This is a genomic window from Cytobacillus kochii (genome assembly GCF_044790165.1).
In the GTDB taxonomy this organism is placed as follows: domain Bacteria; phylum Bacillota; class Bacilli; order Bacillales; family Cytobacillaceae; genus Cytobacillus; species Cytobacillus kochii.
On sequence record NZ_CP085254.1, the window covers coordinates 3,068,828 to 3,093,903 of the forward strand.

At 37.0% G+C, this 25,076-nt stretch carries 25 protein-coding genes, 1 other RNA gene and 2 pseudogenes; 3 read left to right on the top strand and 25 right to left on the bottom strand.

Annotation, left to right across the window (positions count from 1 at the left end; genetic code table 11):
* From dxs to spoIIIAA, 16 genes are all read right to left on the bottom strand, one after another.
* Entirely contained in the window at positions 1 to 1,893 is a 1,893-nt protein-coding gene (gene dxs, locus LG276_RS15680) for a 1-deoxy-D-xylulose-5-phosphate synthase (protein ID WP_224936017.1), read from the bottom strand.
* 117 nt (positions 1,894 to 2,010) lie between these two features.
* Positions 2,011 to 2,901, bottom strand: a complete 891-nt coding sequence (locus LG276_RS15685) for a polyprenyl synthetase family protein (RefSeq protein ID WP_224936016.1) — start codon at positions 2,899 to 2,901, stop codon at positions 2,011 to 2,013.
* A 5-nt stretch (positions 2,902 to 2,906) separates the two neighbouring features.
* The gene (locus LG276_RS15690; RefSeq protein WP_095372615.1) at positions 2,907 to 3,140 is read right to left on the bottom strand and encodes an exodeoxyribonuclease VII small subunit; all 234 of its coding nucleotides are present in this window, start codon (positions 3,138 to 3,140) and stop codon (positions 2,907 to 2,909) included.
* Positions 3,140 to 4,495 carry an exodeoxyribonuclease VII large subunit gene (xseA, locus tag LG276_RS15695; RefSeq protein WP_404292292.1) on the bottom strand — a complete coding sequence of 452 codons (1,356 nt, stop codon included), beginning with the start codon at positions 4,493 to 4,495 and terminating at the stop codon, positions 3,140 to 3,142. Before xseA ends, LG276_RS15690 begins: the two co-directional genes overlap by 1 nt.
* Before the next feature lie 91 nt (positions 4,496 to 4,586).
* Positions 4,587 to 4,985: a transcription antitermination factor NusB gene (nusB, locus tag LG276_RS15700; protein WP_224936014.1), complete on the bottom strand. Its 399-nt coding sequence runs from the start codon at positions 4,983 to 4,985 to the stop codon at positions 4,587 to 4,589.
* Positions 4,986 to 5,288: 303 nt separating this feature from the next.
* Positions 5,289 to 5,696: an Asp23/Gls24 family envelope stress response protein gene (locus LG276_RS15705; protein WP_224936013.1), complete on the bottom strand. Its 408-nt coding sequence runs from the start codon at positions 5,694 to 5,696 to the stop codon at positions 5,289 to 5,291.
* A 17-nt stretch (positions 5,697 to 5,713) separates the two neighbouring features.
* A complete protein-coding gene (accC, locus tag LG276_RS15710; RefSeq protein ID WP_224936012.1) occupies positions 5,714 to 7,069 on the bottom strand; it encodes an acetyl-CoA carboxylase biotin carboxylase subunit in 1,356 nt (451 codons plus the stop codon).
* A 15-nt stretch (positions 7,070 to 7,084) separates the two neighbouring features.
* Positions 7,085 to 7,591 (bottom strand): acetyl-CoA carboxylase biotin carboxyl carrier protein, encoded by a 507-nt coding sequence (gene accB / locus LG276_RS15715; protein WP_281202279.1) that lies wholly within the window; start codon positions 7,589 to 7,591, stop codon positions 7,085 to 7,087.
* 398 nt (positions 7,592 to 7,989) lie between these two features.
* Positions 7,990 to 8,511, bottom strand: coding sequence for a SpoIIIAH-like family protein (locus LG276_RS15720; RefSeq protein ID WP_095372609.1), 522 nt, complete (start codon positions 8,509 to 8,511; stop codon positions 7,990 to 7,992).
* A 20-nt stretch (positions 8,512 to 8,531) separates the two neighbouring features.
* On the bottom strand, positions 8,532 to 9,182 hold the full coding sequence (spoIIIAG, locus tag LG276_RS15725) for a stage III sporulation protein AG (RefSeq protein ID WP_224936010.1): 651 nt from the start codon (positions 9,180 to 9,182) through the stop codon (positions 8,532 to 8,534).
* Entirely contained in the window at positions 9,175 to 9,813 is a 639-nt protein-coding gene (gene spoIIIAF, locus LG276_RS15730) for a stage III sporulation protein AF (protein WP_281202278.1), read from the bottom strand. Before spoIIIAF ends, spoIIIAG begins: the two co-directional genes overlap by 8 nt.
* A gap of 12 nt (positions 9,814 to 9,825) precedes the next feature.
* On the bottom strand, positions 9,826 to 11,052 hold the full coding sequence (spoIIIAE, locus tag LG276_RS15735; protein ID WP_404292294.1) for a stage III sporulation protein AE: 1,227 nt from the start codon (positions 11,050 to 11,052) through the stop codon (positions 9,826 to 9,828).
* Between the two features lie 101 nt (positions 11,053 to 11,153).
* Positions 11,154 to 11,543, bottom strand: coding sequence for a stage III sporulation protein AD (gene spoIIIAD / locus LG276_RS15740; RefSeq protein ID WP_095372605.1), 390 nt, complete (start codon positions 11,541 to 11,543; stop codon positions 11,154 to 11,156).
* A gap of 17 nt (positions 11,544 to 11,560) precedes the next feature.
* Positions 11,561 to 11,764 carry a stage III sporulation protein AC gene (gene spoIIIAC, locus LG276_RS15745; protein WP_095372604.1) on the bottom strand — a complete coding sequence of 68 codons (204 nt, stop codon included), beginning with the start codon at positions 11,762 to 11,764 and terminating at the stop codon, positions 11,561 to 11,563.
* A gap of 38 nt (positions 11,765 to 11,802) precedes the next feature.
* Positions 11,803 to 12,318, bottom strand: coding sequence for a stage III sporulation protein SpoIIIAB (spoIIIAB, locus tag LG276_RS15750; RefSeq protein WP_224936007.1), 516 nt, complete (start codon positions 12,316 to 12,318; stop codon positions 11,803 to 11,805).
* A complete protein-coding gene (gene spoIIIAA / locus LG276_RS15755; RefSeq protein ID WP_224936006.1) occupies positions 12,315 to 13,238 on the bottom strand; it encodes a stage III sporulation protein AA in 924 nt (307 codons plus the stop codon). Before spoIIIAA ends, spoIIIAB begins: the two co-directional genes overlap by 4 nt.
* 160 nt (positions 13,239 to 13,398) lie before the next feature.
* Between spoIIIAA and LG276_RS15760 the strand changes: the two genes are divergently transcribed.
* The gene (locus LG276_RS15760) at positions 13,399 to 14,748 is read left to right on the top strand and encodes an alkaline phosphatase (protein ID WP_224936005.1); all 1,350 of its coding nucleotides are present in this window, start codon (positions 13,399 to 13,401) and stop codon (positions 14,746 to 14,748) included.
* Between the two features lie 225 nt (positions 14,749 to 14,973).
* Here the strand turns inward: LG276_RS15760 and ssrS are convergent.
* The 5 genes from ssrS to LG276_RS15785 all read right to left on the bottom strand — a co-directional run bounded on the left by ssrS (position 14,974) and on the right by LG276_RS15785 (position 17,921).
* Positions 14,974 to 15,155, bottom strand: a non-coding RNA gene (gene ssrS / locus LG276_RS15765) — 6S RNA.
* Between the two features lie 53 nt (positions 15,156 to 15,208).
* Positions 15,209 to 15,766, bottom strand: a complete 558-nt coding sequence (gene efp, locus LG276_RS15770) for an elongation factor P (protein WP_224936004.1) — start codon at positions 15,764 to 15,766, stop codon at positions 15,209 to 15,211.
* A gap of 28 nt (positions 15,767 to 15,794) precedes the next feature.
* Positions 15,795 to 16,856 (bottom strand): Xaa-Pro peptidase family protein, encoded by a 1,062-nt coding sequence (locus LG276_RS15775; RefSeq protein WP_289434088.1) that lies wholly within the window; start codon positions 16,854 to 16,856, stop codon positions 15,795 to 15,797.
* 17 nt (positions 16,857 to 16,873) lie between these two features.
* Positions 16,874 to 17,302, bottom strand: a complete 429-nt coding sequence (gene aroQ, locus LG276_RS15780; protein ID WP_251161969.1) for a type II 3-dehydroquinate dehydratase — start codon at positions 17,300 to 17,302, stop codon at positions 16,874 to 16,876.
* A 106-nt stretch (positions 17,303 to 17,408) separates the two neighbouring features.
* The gene (locus LG276_RS15785; RefSeq protein ID WP_224936001.1) at positions 17,409 to 17,921 is read right to left on the bottom strand and encodes a YqhR family membrane protein; all 513 of its coding nucleotides are present in this window, start codon (positions 17,919 to 17,921) and stop codon (positions 17,409 to 17,411) included.
* 310 nt (positions 17,922 to 18,231) lie between these two features.
* Between LG276_RS15785 and LG276_RS15790 the strand changes: the two genes are divergently transcribed.
* Entirely contained in the window at positions 18,232 to 18,621 is a 390-nt protein-coding gene (locus LG276_RS15790) for an SA1362 family protein (RefSeq protein WP_224936000.1), read from the top strand.
* Positions 18,622 to 18,677: 56 nt separating this feature from the next.
* Here LG276_RS15790 and LG276_RS15795 read toward each other — a convergent pair whose 3' ends face one another.
* From LG276_RS15795 to LG276_RS15810, 4 genes and pseudogenes are all read right to left on the bottom strand, one after another.
* Complete coding sequence (locus LG276_RS15795) at positions 18,678 to 19,565, bottom strand: patatin-like phospholipase family protein (RefSeq protein WP_224935999.1); 888 nt, start codon at positions 19,563 to 19,565, stop codon at positions 18,678 to 18,680.
* 666 nt (positions 19,566 to 20,231) lie between these two features.
* Positions 20,232 to 21,974: pseudogene (locus tag LG276_RS15800) on the bottom strand (vitamin B12-dependent ribonucleotide reductase); the annotation flags it as partial.
* 319 nt (positions 21,975 to 22,293) lie between these two features.
* A pseudogene (locus LG276_RS15805) lies at positions 22,294 to 23,112 on the bottom strand (ribonucleotide reductase N-terminal alpha domain-containing protein); the annotation flags it as partial.
* Positions 23,113 to 23,464: 352 nt separating this feature from the next.
* Positions 23,465 to 24,301, bottom strand: a complete 837-nt coding sequence (locus tag LG276_RS15810) for a biotin/lipoate A/B protein ligase family protein (RefSeq protein WP_251161971.1) — start codon at positions 24,299 to 24,301, stop codon at positions 23,465 to 23,467.
* Between the two features lie 311 nt (positions 24,302 to 24,612).
* Between LG276_RS15810 and LG276_RS15815 the strand changes: the two genes are divergently transcribed.
* Complete coding sequence (locus tag LG276_RS15815) at positions 24,613 to 24,996, top strand: rhodanese-like domain-containing protein (RefSeq protein WP_095372596.1); 384 nt, start codon at positions 24,613 to 24,615, stop codon at positions 24,994 to 24,996.
* Positions 24,997 to 25,076: the final 80 nt, after the last annotated feature.

Here is a 25,076-nt window from a genome sequence, read left to right on the forward strand (position 1 = left end):
TCATGCCCTCTTTTGTTTTTTTTCAGCTAATCTACTCATGCGCTTTACAATTTCATCAGATGTTAAATTAATCTCTTCTAAGAGTTTGTCCACACTACCATGTTCTATAAAATGATCTGGGATACCAAGTCTATCCACTTTCGCATGATGGTAATGATGATCATGAGCAAATTCTAACACGGCGCTACCAAATCCACCTTGTAAGACCGCTTCTTCAACTGTCAAGATAGGCATGTTCATACTTAAAATATCATGTAACATTGTCTCATCTAATGGTTTAATAAAGCGGGCATTAACAACTTTTACTGAATAGCCTTTCGTTTCAAGAAGAGCTGCCGCTTCCATAGCCATTGGAATGGTTGTTCCAAATGTTAAAATAGCTGCGTCTTTACCTTCTTTTAACACTTCCCATGAACCAATTGGAAGTGCCGTCATCTTTTCATCAATCTCAACTCCAAGTCCATTTCCTCTTGGAAACCTCATTGCAATTGGACCATCATTGTATTGAATAGCGGTATATGTCATATGACGACCTTCATTCTCATCTTTCGGCATCATCAGTACCATATTTGGCAAATGTCTTAAAAAGGCAATATCGAAAACACCTTGGTGCGTTTCTCCATCAGCACCTACTAAACCAGCACGATCGATCCCAATAAAAACATTTAGGTTTTGCCTAGCAATATCGTGGACCATTTGATCATATGCTCTTTGTAAAAATGTCGAATAAATTGCTAAAAATGGCTTCATTCCTTGTGTAGCAAGACCTGCCGCTACTGTAGCCGCATGTTGTTCCGCTATTCCTACATCAAACATGCGATCTGGAAATTCACTTGCAAAACCTTCTAACTTAGATCCCACAGGCATTGCAGGCGTAATGGCAACAATTCGTTCATCTTCTCTTGCCAGTTCTCTGACTGTTTCACTAACTAACTTACTCCATGCAGGTGCAGTATTCACAGGCTTCAGGAAGTCACCTGTTTCCGTTTTATAAGGGCCTGTTCCATGCCAAGTACCAACAGTATCACGTTCTGCAGGCTCATAGCCCTTGCCTTTTTTCGTAATTACATGTAAGAGAACAGGACCTTCTGTTTTCTTGGCATAATTAATGTTCTCAAATAATTCTTCATAATTATGACCATCAATTGGTCCAAGATAAGTAAAACCGAGTTCCTCAAAAAACACGCCTGAAACAAGTAAATACTTTAAGCTATCTTTTAACCTTTCAGCTGTTGAAGCAATTTTACCACCGACAGCTGGAATCTTTTTCAGAAAAGCTTCCAATTCATCTTTTGCCCATTGGTATTTCCCCGCAGTTCTAAGACGACCTAAAACATTATGAAGGGCGCCAACATTAGGAGCAATTGACATTTCATTATCATTCAAAACAACAATCATGTTTTTCTGCTCGTGACCAATATGGTTAAGCGCTTCTAATGCCATTCCACCAGTCAAGGCACCGTCCCCTATTACTGGTATCACATGGCTATTTTCTTTTTTAATATCTCTTGCAATGACCATTCCCATAGCACCTGATAAAGAGGTGGAGCTATGGCCAGTTTCCCATACATCATGAGGACTTTCGATCAATTTAGGAAACCCGCATAATCCTTTATACTTTCTTAAGGTATCGAATTGGCTAGCTCTACCAGTAAGGATTTTATGAACGTATGACTGATGCCCAACATCCCATAAAATTTTATCTGTTGGGCTATCAAACGCTTTATGCAGAGCAATGGTCAATTCAACCACACCTAGATTAGGCCCAATATGACCACCAGTAACTGACAATTTTTCAATCAAAAATTGTCTAATTTCCGAGGCTAGATTCTCTAATTCCTCATTAGAGAGCTTCTTTAAAAAGCTTGGGTCTTTAATTGATAACAGATCCATAAGCCGGATCACTCACTTTCATTACTTATTCATAAATTAGTATACTTCTTCTCATTTCCTTTTCATGATTAGTACTAGATTACAGCAAAAATAAAAATAAGCCAAATGTTATCCCTTTTAATGGTTTCTTTCAGCTAGCATATCTGTAATTTTTTCCAAGTAATAAGTATTCAAACCTGTTTTTGCTAATTTTTCTTTCGCTAGCTGTGTATGCTCATCAAGTGCTGCTTTTGCACCATTCATTGTTAGGATGCTTGGATAAGTACTTTTCGCATTGACTTCATCACTACCTACCGGCTTACCAATAAGTTCCTCAGAACCTTCTAAATCTAAAATGTCATCTCTTATTTGAAAGGCTAAACCTAAATGTGTGGAAAATTCAAGTAAAAGCTGTTTTTCCTTATCTGAGGCACCAGCTAAAATGGCACCAGCGATGACACCAAAACTTAGTAACTTTCCTGTTTTATGTACATGAATGTATTCTAATTCAGGAAGCGTAAGTGTTTTCTGTTCGCCCAACATATCAGCAACTTGGCCACCAACCATACCTTCTGCTCCTGCTGATTGAGCAAATTCCTTAATTAAATCTAATTTAGCTTCAGGAGAAGCAAATGCTTCATCCGTTTCTGCAATTAATTGAAAGCTATAAGTTAAAAGCGCGTCCCCTGCTAAAATTGCATTGGCTTCCCCATACACTTTATGATTTGTCGGCTTTCCTCTTCTTAAATCATCATCATCCATACTAGGAAGGTCATCGTGAATAAGAGAGTATGTGTGCACCATTTCAAGTGCGCATGCACTGTTAAGTCCTTTAATTGTTTCTTGTCCATAAGCAGCTAAAGTAGCGAAAAGCAATAAAGGTCTGATGCGTTTACCTCCAGCCGACAAAGAATATTGCATTGCTTCTTTTAGCACAGCTGGAGATTCTAATCTCTCTACAAAGGATGCCATTTTCTCTTCCAGTAGTGTTTTATGATGTTGTGAAAAAGCTTGTAGTGACTCACCCATTCTCCCTACTCCTCCTCATGTATAACAAACGGCTGTTTTTTTCCATCATCAGTAATCATTTCTGTTAATTGTTCTTCTACATTTTTTAGTTTATCGTGACAAAGCTTGGAAAGTTCCATTCCATTTTTATAAATGGAAATGGCCTCTTCTAGAGGGACATCCCCTTCCTCTAACTTTTCTACGATTTGCTCAAGTTGCTCCATTGCTTCTTCGAAAGTAGGTGTTTTTTCTTTAGCCATTACTTTTCACCTCGATTATCGATTATATTCTTTACTTCAGCTAATATCGCACCATCTTTTACCTTTACTTTTATTTCGTCATTTTGTTTAACTTGGTGAATAGATTTGATGAGTTCTTCCTTTTCCGAATACAGCAAACTATATCCACGGTCCATAATCTTTAACGGACTTAACGTCTCTAATTTTGATATAAGATGTGAGAATTCCCTTTGCTTTCGTTCATTTACAACATTCATGGAACGTCTTAACCGTTTATTGATATCTATATATAGTTTTCTGCTTTCTATGGCTAATGAGTGTGGTGGTGTTCTTAGCAAGCGTTTTCGTTGCTGATCGACTTGTTCCTGCTTGTATTTTAATAAGCGGATTGTACTTTTAATTAATTGTTCTTTCGTACGATCAACTTGTTCTAATTTTTGCTCATAAAGTTTTTGAGGGTAACGAAAAGCATAAGATTTCTCCACTCTATGAAGACGTTCAAACTGCCTTGTTAACCTCTCCCTCGTTGCTCGGATCATCCGTGCTTGTTGGTTATGGATGCGTTCACTTAGGTCATCTATATGAGGCACTGAAAGCTCAGCAGCACCGGTCGGGGTTGGTGCCCGTAAGTCTGCGACAAAGTCTGCAATCGTAAAATCCGTCTCGTGACCAACCGCTGATATAATTGGGATAGATGAGGCAAAGATCCCTCTAATTACTTCTTCTTCATTAAATGCCCATAACTCTTCAATTGAACCTCCACCTCTACCAACAATTAACACATCAACCTCTTTCCTTTCATTCGCTCGATTGATTTGTTGAGTGATGGAAGGTGCGGCCCCTTTTCCTTGTACAAGTGCTGGGTAAATATAAATAGGAACAGAAGGATATCGGCGTTTTAATGTTGTAATCATATCTCTGATTGCTGCACCAGTTGGTGAAGTAATCAGCCCAATCGCTTTCGGATACTTAGGAATCGGTTGCTTATATTTCTCTGAAAACAACCCTTCCTTTTCGAGTTTCTGTTTTAACTGTTCATAGGCTAGATAAAGGTCACCAATACCATCAGGGGTCATTTCTTTTACATATATTTGATATTGTCCACTTGCTTCATATAAGGACAAATCACCGGTAATAAGAACATTCATCCCATTCTCAGGGACAAATTTCATCGTTTGATTGTATCTTGAAAACATCACTGCAAGAATTCTTGATTTCTCATCTTTTAATGTAAAATACATATGACCACTCGAATGGCGCTTGAAATTTGAGATTTCACCTTTGACCATTACTTGTTGTAAATGTGGATCTCTATCAAATTTCCGCTTTATATATTTTGTTAATGCGTAAACTGTTAAATATCTCTTTTCTTCCATTCTTATCTCCTTCTTTATTACAACGAATTAATTGTAATAGGAAAGTTTAAGCAGCGGATTCAAATGATGTAATCGCATAAAATAGATGCTCTTAATTCTCACTATAATTATCTTTTATTTTTGATAATACGCTATTTATAAACTTTGGCGATTGGTCGTCTCCATACATCTTTGCAATCTCAATGGCTTCATTAATAACAACATTAACCGGTATATCATCCTCGCTAAAAGCAAATTCAAAAGTACTCAGACGTAGTAAATTGCGATCAACGGTTGCCAAACGATCCAATTTCCAGTTCTCCAGATTGTTAGATATTAACTCATCAATCTGGGCTTTATGATGAAGAACACCACTGACAAGATGGTTTAAATAAGCATCCTCTGGCTGTTCATCTAACACATGATGAATGGCCTCATTCATTTCCGTTCCACTTAAATCGATTTGAAATAGCGCTTGCAATGCTTTTTCTCTTGCTGTTCTTCTTTTCATTCTTATTTCTCCTTTGTCATTCAATCTATTATATAAATGTCCTCGTGGATTTCTTTAACGACACATAAAAAAACACATAAGAAGATAATAGCATAACTGACTATGATTCGCACAGTGTAGTCAATAATTTTCCTCTATTTTTCCTTACAGTCTGATGAACTTTAAATAATGCAGCCATAGCCAGATATGAATAGACTTCTCTAAAATTTGTTGAAACAAACCTTTAAGTCATGGAGCGGATAAATTAATGCAAAAAAAAAGACGACTAAAGACACCGATGTCTCTAGCCGCTTTTTTGTCTTTTTATATTTCTTGTTCGTATTCATCTTCTTGTTTTTGGTTTTCAAAAAGAATACCAACTACATGAATATTAATTTCTTTCGTTTCAAGCGCTGTCATATTTAATAGAGCTTGACGAATATTATCTTGAATACTTTGTGCAACAGTTGGAATAGATACGCCAAATTTCATTAAACAGTAGACATCCACTTTAATGCCATCTTCAGCTAATTCGACTTTTACACCTTTTCCATGGTTTTTCTTGCCTAATTTTTCAACTACACCTGATGCGAAGTTGCCGCGCATTTGTGCAACACCTTCCACTTCAGATGCCGCAATTCCTGCAATTACTTCAATTACTTCAGGTGCAATTTCCACCTTACCTAACCCTGTTTCCTCTTGGTTCATTTCTAGAATGTTTTGATCGCTCATTTTGAAACCTCCAATTCTTATTCAGATTTCATAACGTCATTCAATTCCAGGAATTTCGTGTTAAACTCCCCTGCAACAAAATTCTCATTCTCAAGAAGTCTTAAGTGGAACGGGATTGTAGTATGAACACCTTCAATAACAAATTCACTTAGTGCTCGTTTCATTCTAGCAATTGTTTCCTCCCTCGTATCACCATAAGTAATCACTTTTGCAATCATTGAATCATAATACGGAGGAATCGTATATCCAGGATATGCAGCAGAATCAACACGAACACCTAAACCACCTGGTGGAAGGTACATCGTAATTTTCCCTGCGGATGGCATAAAGTTTTTCGCCGGGTTCTCTGCATTAATTCGACATTCCATCGCCCATCCACTATAAGTAACATCCTGTTGGGTCATACCTAAACGTTCACCAGAAGCAACTTTAATTTGCTCTTTAATCAAATCAACGCCTGTCACCATTTCTGTCACTGGATGTTCCACTTGAATACGTGTATTCATTTCCATGAAATAAAACTTGCGGTTATGATAATCATAAATAAACTCGATTGTACCTGCACCGGTATAATTTACAGCTTCTGCTGCTTTTACTGCAGCTTTCCCCATTTCTTCACGTGTTTCACCGTCTAGGGCTGGAGAAGGCGTTTCTTCTAGTAGTTTTTGTAATCTTCTCTGAATGGAACAATCTCTCTCTCCAAGGTGAATCGTATTTCCATAAGTATCTGCTAGTACTTGAATTTCTACATGTCTAAAGTCTTCAATGTATTTTTCAATATATACACCTGCATTACCAAAAGCAGTTAATGCTTCCTGCTGTGTAATGTTAATTCCTTTTGTTAACTCTTCTTCATTACGTGCGACGCGAATTCCTTTACCGCCACCGCCAGCAGTTGCCTTTATAATAACAGGATAGTCTATTTTTTGCACCAATTCAAGCGCTTCACTAATGTCTTCAATAATTCCATTTGAACCAGGTACGATTGGTACACCTGCTTCCTTCATCGTTTCACGAGCAATATCTTTTGTACCCATCTTGGCAATCGCTTCTGGAGTTGGCCCAATGAATGTAATATGACACTCGCGACATAATTCTGCAAAGTCACTGTTCTCAGCTAGAAAACCGTAACCTGGATGGATCGCATCGCAATCTGTTAACTTCGCCACACTAATGATACTAGTGAAATTTAAGTAACTATCCTTTGAAGAAACTGGACCAATACAATAAGCTTCATCAGCAAGCTGAACATGTAAAGCTTCTTTATCACCTTCTGAATAGACAGCTACACTTTCAATACCCATTTCACGACATGCACGAATAATACGTACAGCGATTTCTCCTCTATTTGCGATTAATACTTTTTTTATCATCGACAAAAGCCCTCCTTACTCAGGCTTCACTAAAAATAATGGTTGCCCGTATTCAACTAATTGACCATCTTTAACTAAAATCTCCACAATTTCTCCATCTACTTCTGCTTCGATTTCATTGAATAATTTCATTGCTTCAACAATACACAGAATAGAGTCTTTGGTGATTTTAGAACCAACTTTTACATATGCATCTGCATCTGGTGAGGATGACTCATAAAAAGTTCCAACCATAGGAGAAACTACTTGATGCAGATTTGAAGTATCTTTATCTTCATTCTTTTCATTTACTTGTTCTACTCTTTGTACTTCCGTTTGAACTGCTGCTGTTTTCTGAGGTTGTTCAGGAGGCGCTACTACAGCCTGTGCCTGTGGTTGAACAACTGGTACTGCTGCAGTTTGAATAGCAGTGACATTTTTCTTCATTTCTACTTTTGTACCTTCATGTTCATAAACAAATTCATCAATATTAGATTGATCAACTAATTTAATCAATTCACGAATTTCTTGGACTTTTAGCATTCTTACACCCCTGTTCTTCATTTACGCTTCAACTTTAATAGATGAAATACTAGTTATGTAAATAATTATGACTAGCTACTATAATCATACGCTAAGACCTAATGAAAGTTCAACACTAACTTTAATAGTAAATATTATCCAAATAATAAGTATCCCTCTAAAACACCACTTATATCCCTTTCTTTCCTTCTGATTTATTAAGAGAACGAGTGAAAGTTGAAGTTCTTCATTCTTGCTAGTTTCGGATTATTTAACTATGTAAAATATTCATCAGTCAAACACGTACAAAAATTATGTACTGATCAAAAACTATTATCTAACTATTATAATTATTTTATCATTCCCGTATAAAAAAATGCAAAAAACTGAGCGATTGTATTCATCGCTCAGCTTTCATACTACTTACTTACTTGAAATTCTACTGCTACCAAAGCTTGTGTGCCTAACTCATTCATCACTTCTCTAATAATCTTGTTTGCTTCAGCTTTTGATTGTTCTTCCGCCTTTACAACCACTTTAACATTGGCACCATCAGCTTTCACAAGAACATCTTCGTAGTTCATTGATTTTATCAAGTTCTCTAACATTTCTTCCTTAGCAGCTAACTCATTAAGAGAATCAAGTTGGTCCTTCGCTTCACTTCTTTCCTCTGCAGGTAATTCTGTCGAAGCTGCGACTTCTGTTAATCTTTCTTTTTCCATACTTCTTTCGTTCATTTGATCAAGTCTCTCTTGGGCAAATTCTTCATCAGATGCTACATCTGAAATTACCGCACCACCGGTTTCTGCATTTTCATTTTCTTCTTGGTCATTTCCCGCAAGATTCATTTGTCCATCTGGAGAAGTTAAGTAATAAATTGACAGAACAACGACTAAACTCAACATAGTTAATAACCATACCGTTTGCTTTTTTAATAACATCATTAAATCCCCCTTAAACATTATTTTTTCTTCGGTAAAACAGAAACTTTATGTGCAGGTACATCTAGTACACGTGAGACAGCTTCCACAATCCATGTTTTCACTTGGATATTATCAGCACCCTTTGCTACTATGAGAACGCCTCTTATATCAGGCTTTTTTGTTTCTATTACAATTGGAACTTCTTTCTCTCCTTCACGGATGATGACAACCTGTTCTTCTTTCGATTGATCTTCCACCACCCTTTTGCCACCTTCCCTATCCGTCTCATCTGTAATTTGACCTTGATTCGTAGTATTTTTTTCTAATACTTTTTTCTCTGTGGAATCCACATTTACGACAACAGAGACATCATCCACTCCAACTATTGTGTCAAGCGCTTCTTTAATCTGTGCTTCATATGCCTTTTCATAATCAGCAATTGAATTGGCTGATTGTGGTTTAGATTGTCCAAAGACTTCTTGCTCTTTTTCTGCTTGCTCACTCTCGGAGTTAAGGACAGAGACTTCATCAGACTGGTCATTATTAAAAAATATATTACTAATTAGCATAATCGCGGCACCAAATAAGAGAACGATCATCAAGTATTGCACTTTACCGGGTTTTTTTTCTCCATCTTTTTCTTTTGATAACCATTCTTTCAGTAATGTAATTGGTCCTTTTTTACCCATCGTCTTTCGCCATCCCCCCTTCTTCTAAAAATACTTCCATCACTTTTTCATCGATTTCCCAATTAGTAGACAGAAGAGAAGTAATATCACCTGGGACAGTAGTTGTTGCTTCTGATTCAATCGGCTTTCCTGTGTCTACTTCTACATTTTGGACAACTTCAACTGCTTCTTGTTCCCCTTCTTCTACTGGTTGTACTTGCACATAGACCTTTTGAAGGTTTTGAGGGAACTCAAGCTCGGACCTATCGTCTTCAATCATTTCTATCTTTGTAATTTCTACACCGTACTTTTCTACCAACTCCTCATTCGCCGATGCTTTCATGGCTTTTTCTACGTTTTCTAAAGCATATGCACGAGAGGAGGCTTGTATTTCTTTTTTTTGCATTTCTATTGAATTTTCTATTTCTTCTTTTGAAGAAGTAGACTCAATTGTTGGTAACGACATAATCGTTTGTTCAAAATCACTAGAAACGAATTTAAATATAGGAGTTAAGATAATCGCTATTAATAATAAGCCCGTAACCATTTTTGTGTATTTCTGTAGCTTTGAACTTGGAAGAATCATATCAATAACCGTTGCTAGCAAAATAAATATGATAATTGTTGTAATCCATTCTTTTAAAAATTCCATGAGCGACCCTCCCTATCTCACCATCATCGTGAGATTTCCAGCTACGATCACGACAGTAATACTAAGAAAAAACATAAGAGACACAATGGCTAATGCTGCAAATACGTACATGACACTTTTACTGATAATATCTAAACATTTAATAATCGGCCCTCCGCCTAAAGGTTGAAGAACAGCTGCTGCAAATTTATATATAAACGCAATCATTAATATTTTGATTGCAGGAAAAGCTACTATAATCATCAAAATGGCGACTCCAGCAATTCCGACAGTGTTTTTCAATAATACAGATGCTGTCACTACCGTATCGGTTGCGTCTGTGAACATTCGGCCGATTACAGGGATAAAATTACTTGTTACATACTTCGCTGTTTTTAGTGTGACACCATCTGTAATGGCTGTCGAAACTCCTTGGATAGATATCACAGCCAAAAACACAGTAAGGAAAATTCCGAGTAAGCCCACACTCCAATTCCTCAAGAGATTACCCAATTGTGTAACCTTATATTGATCTGACAAAGTACTGACGATATGCAGTAGCGTGGATAAAAAAAGCAATGGAAACACAACATATTGAATTAACACACCACTCGTATTCATTAAAAAGAGAATAACTGGATGAAAAAAGGCTGCTGAGATGAGTCCACCTGATGAGGCAATTAATGCTAGCAGCAAAGGAATGAGCGCTAAAATGAATGAAGTCATCTTATGGACAGTATCACTTGCATACTCCATCGCGATATGGAAGCTATTCAGTGCTAAAATAACCAATACCATCAAAACTATCGCATAAGCGACTTTACTTACTGTTCCGGATTCGAAAGCATTTTGCAATGATTGCAGAAACATGCTAAATACAGCTAGTAAGATTAAGGTTCCTAAAAGTTTCCCATTTACAACAAATTCATGAAAAACGAATTTAAGTATGCCTAATGCCCATTGATCAAATGAAAACTCTTTTTCACCTTTTATAAAATCGTATATGCTGCCCTTTTGGCTTTCCGGTAAAAAACCCCCATATTCATTGGTGATATCTTCCCAGAATCCCTTTAATTCATCCAAATGGAGTGTATCTATTTGCGACTCTACAATATCTTCCGGATTAAAAACTTCTTGAGCTTCTTCAGTTTGGTATTCATCTGGCTTATCTGCCTCTTCATCTGAGGCATGTACAATGTGGCCTGTCACGAAAATAAACAACATACTAAACAGCAGTGTTTTCAATAAATAGGGCTTCATCTTTTACACCTCTTTGTATAGGGAAGGTGCTACTCTCTTATGATGTTGTCATTTTCTATTCACACCGCATGGGTGGCTCCTTCATTTTCTCTTTACACTGATTAACTTGGGATCATTTGAATAATTGTTTCAATCAAAACCGTTAATATTGGGATAGCCATTGCTAAGATAAAAATCTTCCCTGCCATCTCAATCTTTGCTGCAATCGCACCTTGACCAGCATCTTTCGTAATTTGCGAGGCAAATTCTGCAATATAGGCAATACCCACTATTTTCAGTATGGTCTCCAAATACACCATATTAATATTGGCATTAACAGCAATGCGCTCTATCATATGAATAATCATATAGATCTGATCGACAAGATATAAAAAAATCGTACAACCAACAAAAACAACTAAAAGAAAAGCAAAGTTAGGTTTTTGTTCTTTAATAATTAGTGCCAAGAATGTAGCTATTAAAGCAATTCCTACTATTTTAAGAATATCAATGGCATACCTCTCCCTTCTTATTGAAATAAGAATACTGATTTGATTTTTTGAAAGAGGTTATCTACCACTGATGCAACCAGGAATAAAATATAGATAAATCCAAACAAAGTGACCCATTGGGCATATTCTTTCTTTCCCACTTGGTCAAGAATCGTGTGTAAAAAAGCGACGACTATCCCAACACCGGCAATTTTAAAAATAATCTCGACATCTAATCCCATTATTTTCTCCTCCTACACTCAAACATGAGAAATTTTCTCTACATTAATAAAATAATTAGCAGAAGTCCTGATAAAAACCCGAGGCTTTTCGCCATTCTTTCGTATTTTGCCTGTTTCTCATGCGCATCTACTTCTTCACGTTCAAGATGGGCTAATGTCAGCAAAATTTGCTTTTGTTGGGAGATGCGATCATGTCGCCCTAATGTCTCTCCGAATTGTTTCATGATTTCAAATTCACTGTTTTTCAGAGCCGTTTTCTTCCAAATGTGATTCAAGCTATTCTCCCAAGCCCTCATCACTGTCGTTTCAGTTTCTGTTAGCCGAGAAGCAAAATCAGCAAAGAATAACGAAACTGGGTGACTTAACTGAGAAGCGAGCCGTCGTGATGCCTCATGTAATGGAGTGTGGCCATACATGATTTCCGCTTCCAATGATTGCAAGGCACTCTTTAGCTGCCTTAGTTGACGCGGCCTTTCACTTAATCGTTTTGATATCTCAAATCCTACGAGAGTAGTAGCCACGATAATTAGTATTGCTCCCACTATTTTAATCATGGTCCTAATACCTCTTGCCTTCCATGTAACCGCATACCATTACCATCTTTGACAGCTTGTATATTCCCCGGTCCTGCACGCCTATTAAGTTCAACAAAACGTTCAAATATATCTAATTCAAGTAAAGGTGCCATTAACGGACGTTTTTTTATATCTTCATACGAGAAGCCGTGGGTAGTAGTAATTAACTTTATACCAGCATTAACTGCTTCTAATACGGCTTCTACATCTGCTTTGCTACCCAATTCATCGACCACAAGGACATCTGGGCTCATCGAGCGAATCATCATCATCATACCTTCAGCTTTTGGGCACGCATCTAACACATCAACACGCGGACCAAACCTCATTTGTGGTATACCATGAATACTTCCAGCTATTTCAGATCTTTCATCGACGATGCCTACTTTTTTAGCAGTTGTGTATTTATTTTCACTAGAGACCATTCTCGCTAAATCTCTAAGCAAAGTTGTCTTTCCAGTTTGTGGAGGACCGATAATAACTGTATGCATCCAACCATTCTGATAAATATGGTGAGCAACAGTTTCTGCAATCCCGATTTTTTCCTTGGCAATACGAATGTTAAAAGAAGCGACATCTCTAATCACTTTTACTTGTCCGCCTTCTAAAATAACTTTACCTGCTAGTCCGACACGGTGACCGCCCTCTATCGTGATATAACCTCTACGTAACTCTTCTTCCAAAGTATAGATAGAGAAGTGACTCATCTTATCTAATAACTGAATCGCATCCTCTTCCGTTGCTTGATAAGGTAACAAAACATAGTTACCATGTGTAACAACTTCAATCGGGCGATGAGTCCTAATCCTTATTTCCTCTATTTCTGCTAACTGACGAGTTGGTAATTGCCGTAACTGTTGTGAGATTGAACGTGGTAAAAATGCTAGAATTGTTTCCACCTCGAAAGTCCTCCCTTTCCTTTGTCTCCATAGGACTTGCTCTTTTCTACTCTCAATGTATGCAAGATGAATCTAACGTATGACCATATAGCAAATAATTATTATTAAAAGAGAGACAATAATTCACATGACAATCTATTAAAGAGGATGTGAAAATTGAGTGAGGAAATTAAAGTACTTGTCTATTCTATGTTTTTCTTTATTCCTACTAATAAATACTACGTCTGTTACGGCAGAAGGAAACAAGCCTACAAACATTATCTATATGATTGGAGACGGTATGGGGGTGGGCCAACTAGAGATAGCGCGGGAATTGGAAAGAGGCAAAGAGGGGCAATTGTTTCTAACTTCCCTCCCGTTTAGTGCCCTTGTTCAAACCTATTCGGCTAATCGAGTCGTAACTGATTCTGCTGCTGCCGGTACTGCCCTCGCAACAGGAAGCAAAACCAATAATGAAATGATCGGAGTCACGCCAGATGGCAAGGAGGTTAAAAGCATCCTCGATTTATTTAAAGAGCAAAAGAAAAAGACTGGTATCATCTCAACCAATGCCATCACGGATGCCACACCTGCCGCTTTCACAGCAAGCGTTCTTAATCGTTGGGCAAACCAGGCGGATATTGCGAAGCAACAACTCACACTCGCTCCTGATGTCATGTTAGGTGGGGGAGAAGTTTTTTATGGTCCTGCCCTGTTAGAAAAAGCAAAGAAGTTAGGTTATACCATTGTCAGAAATAGACATGATTTATTAAGCAATCAGACAGGGGATAAACTGCTTGGCCTTTTTGCTCCGTATCATCTGTCATTTAAAATAGACCGCAAATATACAGATGGCACAGAACCCAGCTTAAGCGAAATGACAAAAACAGCACTACAAAAGCTTAATAATGCAAATGGTTTCTTTTTAATGGTGGAAGGCGCAAGGATTGACCACGCAGCCCATTCAGCAGATATAGCAAGTGTTTGGAGAGAAACAGTAGAATTTGATGAGGCTGTGAAAACGGCTGTCGAATGGGCTCATAACCGTTCAGATACTTTGATTGTAGTTGTTGCTGATCATGAAACAATGGGTATTTCTGCGACCGAACCACTAAAGCGAAAAATGATTAAGAAAATTCAAGCTTCACCAGAATATGTGCTTGCACAAACGAAAATGGGAGAGGACGGTAAATTCATTACCTCTCAATTAGTAGACAATTTATTTAAATTTACTGGGATTTTTTTAACTGAGGAAGAAGGCATACAGCTCAATGCAAGATTAATGAACGCTCGGGGGAAAGTATACAAAAAAAATAAAGCTGCATGGGAACTCGGTAGCTTTATCTCAGAAAGATATAATACTGGTATCGTTAATCACCAAATCCGTGGCATAAGCAGTGCAGGTGGCCATACAGCCAATCCAGTTCCGTTATTTGCCTACGGTGCAGGTGCAGAACATTTTCATGGCATGTTGGATAATACAGATATCCCTAAAAAAATGGCGGAATTATTAGGTTATCAATGGGAATAATGATGGAAAGTATAGGTGGGGAATTCCCACCTTTATCTTTAAGATGGTTGAATAAAATTTTACTCACTTTTTTATACAGTAAACCAATTAGGTTTATAAGTCTTACTCGTTATTTTCTTTTATTGTAAACTTCGACTTACTATAGCCTCTCTTTGGAAGTCATTTTTAAGGTTGAAACGTAAAAAAGACATCTGAGAATCATCTCAAATGTCTTTATTAGTAAATCAAGTAGCCGCTGTTGCCGCCGATTTATATGGAGTTTCATACCTGCTCCACCAGGTGGGTGCTTGCAATAATCTTCCTAACGTCCTAAACAATGTAGGCATGTTATTTCAATTATGATCTTAAGCTCCCTCAATTAACGTAAAGGTTGAAACTTCATATACAAACGAACAACGCAGCAAGTTGATTATTATATTACTATAAGATCACGAAAATAACAAGTCATCAAACTCAAAAATTAAGCACGAGATACGTAAGAAGCATCTGTTGTGTTAATAATAAGCTTATCACCTTGGTTCACAAAGAATGGTACTTGCACACTTAAGCCTGTTTCTAAAATGGCTGGTTTTGTACCACCAGAGGCCGTATCACCTTTGATGCCAGGTTCTGTTTCAGTTACTTCGAGTACTACCGTATTTGGCAATTCAACACCTAATGTTTCACTTTGATATAAAATAATGGAAACTTCCATATTTTCTTTTAAGAACTTCAATTCATATTCAATTGCTGAAGCACTTAATTCAATTTGATCATAAGATTCTGTATCCATAAAGACGTGTTGATCACCATTAGCATATAAATATTGCATTTTACGATTATCAATTTGTGCTTTAGCTACTTTTTCACCCGCACGGAATGTTTTTTCTTGAATAGCTCCTGTACGTAGATTACGTAATTTTGAACGAACAAACGCCGCACCTTTACCTGGTTTCACGTGTTGGAAATCTATTACACGCCAAATCCCATTATCTACTTCAATGGTTAAACCTGTTTTAAAATCATTTACTGAAATCATGCAAAAAGTTCCTCCTACTATTCACTCATTAAAGAATAACTAATTCTTTTGTTGATGTATTAAGGTTTTCATTACCCTCTTTAGTTACAATCGTATCATCTTCAATTCTAACACCACCGATGCCTGGTAAATATATACCCGGTTCACAAGTAACAACCATTCCTGGTTCTAATACGATGTCAGATTTAAAAGAGAGCCCTGGTCCTTCATGGACTTCTAAGCCAATACCGTGACCGGTAGAATGACCAAAATATTCACCATAGCCTTTTTCTGAAATATAGTCTCTCGTTAAAGCGTCAGCTTGCTTTCCAGTAATTCCAGCTTTAATCCCTTTCATACCACGTAACTGTGCTTCTAAAACAATATCGTATACTTCTTTCATCTTATCACTTGGTTGACCGACAGCAACGGTTCTTGTTATATCGGAAACGTATCCATTATATAATGCACCAAAGTCAATTGTAACAAGCTCGCCTTTTTCGATAACTTTCTCACTCGCTACACCATGAGGTAATGCACCACGGACACCTGAAGCAACAATCATATCAAACGAAGATGAAGTTGCTCCTTCTTTTCTCATAAAAAATTCTAATTCATTTGCGACTTCTATTTCTGTCTTACCAGGTTGAATAAAGTTAAGAATATGAGAAAAAGCGCTATCCGCTATTTTCGCGGCTCCCTTTAATATCTTAATCTCTGATTCATCCTTTATCAAGCGTAACTTTTCAATTTCGCCTGATACAGGAATTAATTCAGCATCAATTGTTTCATTAAAAGTTTGGTAAGAAGCATATGTAACATAATCTTTTTCAAATCCTAATTTCTTAATACCTAATTGCTTTACGATTGTTGCCACTTCTTCAGGTATGGTTCCTTTATGTTGCACAACCGTATATCCAGTACATTGCTTGCTAGCTTGCTCAGTATAACGAAAATCAGTAATGAACAATGCATCGTTTTGGCTAATTAAAACAGCACCAGCAGACCCTGTAAAATGAGAAACATACCGTCTGTTATAAGCACTCGTAATCAAAATAGCATCAATACCTACTTGATCAAAACTATTTCTTATTTTATCTATCTTTGTCATAACTTCTACTCTCCCTCTTATTCATCTGTTAATGCAAATAAAGCAAGCTCATAGCCTTTCATTCCTAAACCAACAATTTGCCCCTGTGTTACTGCTGCCATGACGGAATGATGTCTGAATGATTCTCTTTTATGCACATTGGATATATGTACTTCAATAACAGGGACATCAATGGCTGCAATGGCATCACGAATAGCAATACTATAGTGAGTAAATGCTCCTGGATTAAATATAATACCTTCATATTTCCTATTCGCCAGTTGGATTTGATCAATGATTACGCCTTCGTGATTGGATTGCACACAAGTAAGCGCAACATTTCTTTGTTCAGCTATTTGTTTTAAATTATGTTCAAGCGACTCTAATGTGTCCGAACCGTATATCCCTGGTTCACGTTGGCCTAGAAGATTCAAATTCGGTCCATTGATGAGCAATATTTTTTTCATGGCGCCACTCCTACGAATACTGAAATATTCAATATGGCTATTTTATCACAAAATAGAGAACACTCACTATAATAAAGCAAATAAAAGCAATCAATCTTCTAACAATTTAAGCTTCTTCTGTTTCTTGTGCTTCTTTCATCTTTTGTTGTTCTTCATTTTCATATGAAATGGAATAACCAACAAATACACCATACAATAAATATAAGCAAACAGATGTAATAATTGTATTTATTTTCAAATCTCCTACAGGGGCAATATTAGGAAACATCGGATTTAGGACAAAAAAAACAAGGGCAAATAAAACAAGTCCATAAAGGGCACCAAACCACATTTTCTTGAACCTTCTCATTGTCCAATAATAAATATAAGCGGCTACAACTGAAACAGCTCCAATTAAAATAATCGAAATCACTGTTCCAAGCCAACCATCCTTCCAATCACCTATTGTCCATGGTTCTAAAATGACTCTTGGTCCTACTTCTGTTAAATTAAGGACATAAGCGATGTAACCAATCGTACTCCAAAAAACACCTCCGACAAATCCAGTGATAAAAGTTAAAGATGTCATTGATAATGGTTGTTCCCGTTCGTTTTGTTCTAATTCATGTTTATCACTCATATGATTCACCTCCGTGCTTATTATGTCCAAAGCAGGTAGAAACCATTGCATCTTTCATAAAATTGTTAAAATCCGTATTTTTTTCTTGTTTTTTATCTATTTGTAGAGGGTTTCACAGTGAAAATAGAGAAATTTATATATAAAATCTTATTGATTGTACAAGATAGTCTAAGATAATATTTTTCTTATAAAAGTACTGCTTGAAATCTCAAATATTGGGTAAGATAACTTTAAAAGGGTACGATAAATTGGTTTTTTGCTCTTTCGAAGTTTAAAAGCTTACAAATATGCTCATCATGCTCATAGGGAGGTGGCTTTCTTGAAGAATCGGAAATCCTTATATATTTTTGGCGCACTTATTTTACTTGCAATGATTGGGCTTGGTTCTCAATTAATTAAAGACCCAGCCGGATTATTTCGAGGTATAGCCATTATGGCGCTTGTTGGGGTCGTCATCTATTTTGTCGTCCAGAAACTTAGCGGGTCATCAAGTCCCAATAAGAGTGAGCGAAAAGCATTTGCGCAAGCCGCTAAAAAGTCAAAAAAACGTTTTAAAAATAAAGAGAATCAAACTTCTTCAAACCGAAGAAGTAAGCCAGTCACTTTAACTTCTATAAAAAAATCAAAAAGAAATACCTCTGTACATCTAACAGTCATTGAAGGAAAAAAAGGCAAAAAGAAAAATCGGGCTTCTTTATAAGAGCTCCGATTTTTTTAATGTCAGATTGCGTTATTTGAGACATTTTAGGCTAATTTTCAATAAGTCCATGTGGCAAGAAATTCCTTCGCTCTTTCCCTCCCTAGTTTCAGTAAATCTCTCTTCCCTTCTTCAGTTAACTCAAACTCTGTTGCTAATACTCCTTCTGTAGGAACAAAAATAACATTCTGTTCATGACTTCTCGAAATATAACGGGAATCATGAGCATCCTTCATAGTTTCAAATAATGCTTCAAACATTTGAATTGCATTCTTGATTCTTCTTGGTGGTTGTTCATTATTATTAATACTCAATTTCACCCCGAGAACCGGTCTCGTTTTCTTTACATTATCTTTATCAAACAACCACATAGGGAAGTTACTTAAGACACCACCGTCCACCATTAAATTATTACGCTTGCCACGACCACCGATTTTCACAGGTTCAAAAAAATAAGGCATACTACAACTCATCCTCACTGCCTTGGCTACGGAAAAACGATTCGGGTCAATTTGGTATTTCGGTAAGTCATCTGGAAGCACGAGTAATCTCCCATTCGTTAAATCTGATGCAATAATGCGTAGAGAAAGCGGGGGAACGTCTGCAAATGTACGGATCCCCCTTGCTGCTAATCGAGCTTCTATCCACTTTTCTAATTCATTTCCCTTATATAATCCCAAACTCCAAAATAGAAATATCCATTTTGCTACAGCAATAGGAATAAGTGATTTTCTACTATCTAAAAACACTTTTAAATCCAAATCATCCATCATTCTTTCTATCTCATCACTTGAATAGCCTGCGATAATTAATGCAGATATAATTGACCCGGCACTCGTTCCAGCCACACGTTTGAATTGGAAACCTTGTTTTTCTATTTCCGCAAGAGCACCAATTAGAGCGAACCCTTTAATGCCCCCTCCTGAAAAAACACCATCGATTTCCATGTATACAATCACCCCATTCTAATTTGCATACACCCTTTTGCAAAAAGAAAAAGCATTATAATACATTTGTAATCACTTGAGCTTGGCAATAGTCCGATTTTTGCGAAAATCAAAAAACTGACAGTTGTTCATAAAAGAACTCGGTAAATCCCCTATTAAACGGACTACTCTTTTCAGGACAATATGTTGAAGCTAATGAAGATGACAGTGAAATTAATTGTTAAGTCCCTAGGAAGAAGAAGTGTTGAGGGGAGTTTTCATGTGGATGATTAGAATTTCTGGTGGTGCTGGCATTCTTTTTTATCCCACGTTTTATGATCAGCGTAGGCAGGAATTTTTATATTCATGAAGGCCGATGAAACTCTTTTGTTCTGCTATCTATGGCGATTACACTTTTGATGTACGAGCCATTCTCTTTTGCTTCGTTATCTTTGACCTAGTTATACGCACACTCCCTTTTGCCATAGACTATCTTTCCATTTTTAACTAAATATGTTCAAGCAAACGATCTTATGTCAATTGTACGTGAACTCCAACTAGAACCGTCTAGCGACCGCTCCTGATTATACAGACAGAAAAAAAGCATGAACAAATTCGCTAGATAATTTGCTCATGCTTGTATTTTTATTTAGTGAGCTCGGCTCGCTTTCCTTTCAGTCTTGCTACTTATAATCCACATTTTAATTGTGCATTACAATTGGTGCATGTATTACAGCCACCGATTTCTTCCACTTTCCCTTGACGGCAGACAGGGCAAGTGTTACCAACTTCAGATCCAATAGTGACATCAGTTGAACGTAAGTCATTGATGGTATCAACAAGGACAACATGCTGTTTAGTGGATGATTTCTTCTCTAAGGCTTCTTCTTCAAAAGAATTTTCTTCAGCTTTTAAAGTTAATACTTGAGAGTCTCTTGAGCCATCCACGTATACAGTGCCACCTTTTGCTCCACCTTTGTATAAACGCTCATACACCTTTTGCACTTGTTCTACACTATAACCTTTAGGCGCATTCACTGTTTTACTTATGGAACTATCAATCCAACGTTGAATCACACATTGCACGTCAGCATGCGCTTCCGGAGCTAAATCCATTGCAGCAATAAACCAGTTTGGTAAATTTTCAGGATCAGCCTCTGGGTGACGATCTAAATATTCTTGAACAATGTCTGCTTTTACTTCAATGAATTTACCAAGGCGACCACTTCTAAAATAAGAGAATGAGAAATATGGTTCTAATCCAGTAGAAACACCAACCATTGTCCCTGTTGAACCTGTAGGAGCAACTGTTAATAAATGGGAATTACGAATACCCGTTTCTAGAATTGCCTGTTTGATATCAGCCGGCATCTTTTCCATATAGCCTGTTTCGATAAAGGCTTTTCTTAAGCGGTTCGTTTCCTCTGTTGTTTCTCCGTTTAAGAATGGGAAGCTACCTTTTTCTTTAGCGATTTCTACTGACGCACGATAAGCCGTTGTTGCAATCGTTTCAAACACTTGGTCAATTAATACATTACCTTCTTCTGAGCCATACTCTGTTTCACAATAAATTAATAAATCATGCAGACCCATGACACCTAAGCCAACTCGACGTTCACCCAAAGCTTGTTTTTTATTGTCTTCAAGGAAATAAGGTGTAGCATCGATGACATTATCTTGCATACGTACGCCAATCTCAACAGTTCTTGCCAACTTTGCGAAATCAACTGTCTTATTTTCCTTGTCAGCCATTTCAGCTAAGTTCACTGCTGCTAGGTTACAAACACTGTAAGGAGCTAATGGCTGTTCGCCACAAGGGTTTGTTGCTACTACCTTTTGGCCATAGCTTTTCGCATTGGTCATATCATTGGCGTTATCAATGAAGAAGATACCTGGTTCAGCTGAATAAGTTGCGCAAATATTGATCAAGTTCCAAAGCTCTTTTGCTTTAATTTTACGATATACACGAACACCGTGACCTAACTTTTCCCATTCACGCACATCGCCAACTTCATGCCATTGCTTGTTGTAGTTGTCCATCTGCTCACGATCGTAACTCTCTACATCTGGGAAACGAAGTTCATATTCACCATCATTTTCAACTGCTTCCATAAACTCCTTCGTTAAACAAACTGAAATATTCGCCCCAGTAAGGAATTCAGAATTATGAACAGCATATGTTCCACCTATTAATAGTTTTTCTTCTGCATCTTTAATGATTTTCTCATTAAATCCACCTAAACCTGGAATGGTTTTATAATTAATTATTCCTTGATACATGGCAATCTCTTGCTCTGTAAATGGAGTGAATTTTAGTTTTTCCTTAGCGTAACGTTTAATTGTCTCATCTTCCGTATTTTCAAGTAAGAAACGAAGAATTCTTGGATTTTGCATTTTAGAAATAATAAATTCAATAATATCAGGATGCCACGTTAACTACCGTCCCTTTCAGGATATTTACACTGCTCTTAGCAGTCGGACTAGACTATATCATCACCCTTTATAGGGGCCGGGCGCTATTTGAGAGTTTATTGTTGGGGCTCACTCTCTAGTCGTTGAACCTTCACCACTACCTATGCCCAGTGGCGCTTGGCTGCGGATTGTCCCATGCAAAACATTTTTTATAGCGTTCACGCTCACCGTTGCCAGTCACGTTGTAGCAGTTTTGCCTTTAACAGGATATCCCCGCAATTCACCCGATTTTCTAGTCATTCATTGGTTTGAATGACGCGGACTACAGCATCAATTAATCCGCTAACATTATCATCTGCGCACCTCTTCTTGAACCACCTTGTTCAACGAGATGTGTTAACTTCGCAATATCATCTAACCAAGAAACAGAACCGGAAGATTTCCCATTCACTCCTTTCGCTAGTGTATTACGCGGTCTTAATGTCGAACCATTCGTTCCAACACCGCCACCTCTAGACATGATTTCCATGACTTGTTTACGATGCTCTGAGATACCTTCACGAGAATCTTGTACAAACGGCATTACATAGCAATTAAAGTATGTAACCTCAGTATCAGCACCGGCACCATACAAGACACGACCAGCTGGAATAAAGTTCAAATCAGCTAATTCCTGATAAAACTTCTCAAACCATTCATTCTGTTTTTCTTCAGTCTTCTCAACCGAAGCTAATCCTGTGGCATTGCGTTTAGCAATTTGCTCGTAAAACACTTCTAACGGCTTCTCTATAACGTCTAAAGAACGTACAATGATTCCCGTTTCTATCTCTTCTTGTGTATCGAGTACACCGCGATAATCTTGTTCAACTTGTACAACTGCTTTTTTATTTTCCCAATCAATCTCTACAATGTACCCTAAACCTCGCGCAGGAAACTTCGGATCCTCCTTAATCGTTAGAACAACAAAGTCACCTTCAGATAACGTTACTTTTTCTGTATCTTTAAATGTATATCTATCAAGCATAACTAGGCGGGAAACACCTTTATGGGTTAATTTCATCTCTGGAGTAATAGGATGCACTTGTGGAAATAAGCGGATGTCCTCATTTAACCTCTCAACATTTAACTTTAATTCTTGTCCTACAGCAACAGACATTACGACAACTCCTTCAATCATTAAAAATTTACTTCTCTTTATGTTTACATCGTATATGCTTTTATATTGTTTTTAGAGAATACCCTTACGTTATCATAAATAAACCTCGATAATCAATATATAGTACCTACTTTATAAAATATAACACTATATATTGTGTTATTTTTATTTTGTCAAATGCAAGAAAGAGGATAAACACTCGAAAACAAGAGCAATTATTTATTTAAGTTAATAAAATAAATGATTTTCACCAATTTTACGACTTGCACTTTAAATCGTTTCTCGCAAATCTAGTAGACAAAACAATTCGACTCTACTCTTTTAAAAAAAAGAGCGAGTCGAAAAAAATTTATTATCGTTTATATGTCCATTCATCATTTTCATATCTTTCTTTTGCCAGCTTTTCAACATAAGTTATTTCTTCTGCACTAAGCTCGTAAGGTTCTAGAATGATGTCAAGTCCTTCTTCAAACCCCTTTTTAAAAGCCACTACTGCTTCTTCATATGTAATTGTGCGATCCGTCAGTTCATTTATCGCTACCGCTTTACTACTAAATGCTCTTTGCATTCTTTCTTTCACGCGATCGTTTGAATATTTAAACAGACTAAATAATTTATCCTCATCTAAATCAAGTAAGATGGATCCATGTTGTAGAATCACACCTTTTTGCCGTGTTTGGGCGCTACCTGCTACTTTACGACCTTCTACAACTAATTCATACCAGCTTGGTGCATCAAAACAAACGGATGAACGAGGATTCTTTAGCATTTCTTTTTCTTCCTTTGAACGAGGTACAGCAAAGTATGCTTCTAAGCCTAGTTGTTGAAAACCTCGTAATACCCCTTCTGAAATCACACGATAAGCCTCAGTAACTGTTTTCGGCATTTGTGGATGTTCTTCAGGAACAATTACACTATAAGTCAGCTCATGTTCATGCAGAACCCCACGTCCACCTGTAGGCCTACGAACAAAACCTAATCCATTTTCCTTTACAGCTTCAAGCTTAATTTCCTTATCAACTTTTTGAAAATACCCGATAGATAGTGTGGCTGGGTTCCAACCATAGAAACGAATCACTGGTGGCATTTTCCCTTCGCTATTCCAATCTAATAAAGCTTCATCTAAAGCCATATTAAATGATGGAGAACCCATACCTGAATGGATAAATCGCCATACTTCCTTCCCCATAATAACCCTCTTTTACATCTATTTTTAGTAAACGTTTAAGCGTATTTTAGTCTATCAAAATTCGACCAGAAAAAAAAGCCATACATTCTTCTTTCCATATAGTCTTAAAAAATGATTTGTCCTTACAACTGATGAAGCATTAAAAAGATGAGCGCTTAATGGAAAGATTTTTTACCTTTCTAAATGTGCAAAAAAAGCGGGCTTCATTAAGTTTTCATTACAATTTTCTCGTTCTTGTCCTTTACTAAACCTATGAAAAACTTATATAATATATCTTGGCGTAAGCAATGTTTGAAAGGAGCAAATATTAATTGTCTACTCTATATTTTTTATTAATTATAATCGGTGCTATTATTGTTTACACAGTAATCACAAGGTTGTATCAAAAGAGAATTGTAAAAACATTATCAGAACAAGAATTCAGAGAAGGATATCGTAAAGCGCAATTGATTGATGTCCGAGAACCAAATGAATATGAAGGTGGCCATATTTTAGGTGCCAGAAATATTCCCTTATCTCAGTTAAAAACAAGACTTGTTGAACTTCGTCAAGATAAGCCTGTTTATTTATACTGCCAGAGCGGAATGAGAAGCGGTAGAGCGGCTCAACTATTGTATCGGAAGGGATACAAAAATCTTTCTCATTTACAAGGCGGCTTCAAAAAATGGGGCGGAAAAATTAAATCTAAAAAATAAATCTCTCATACCACCCGACTTAAAACGGGTGGTTTATTCTCATTCGTCATGATGCCTCTATTCCCTCTAAACTACATATT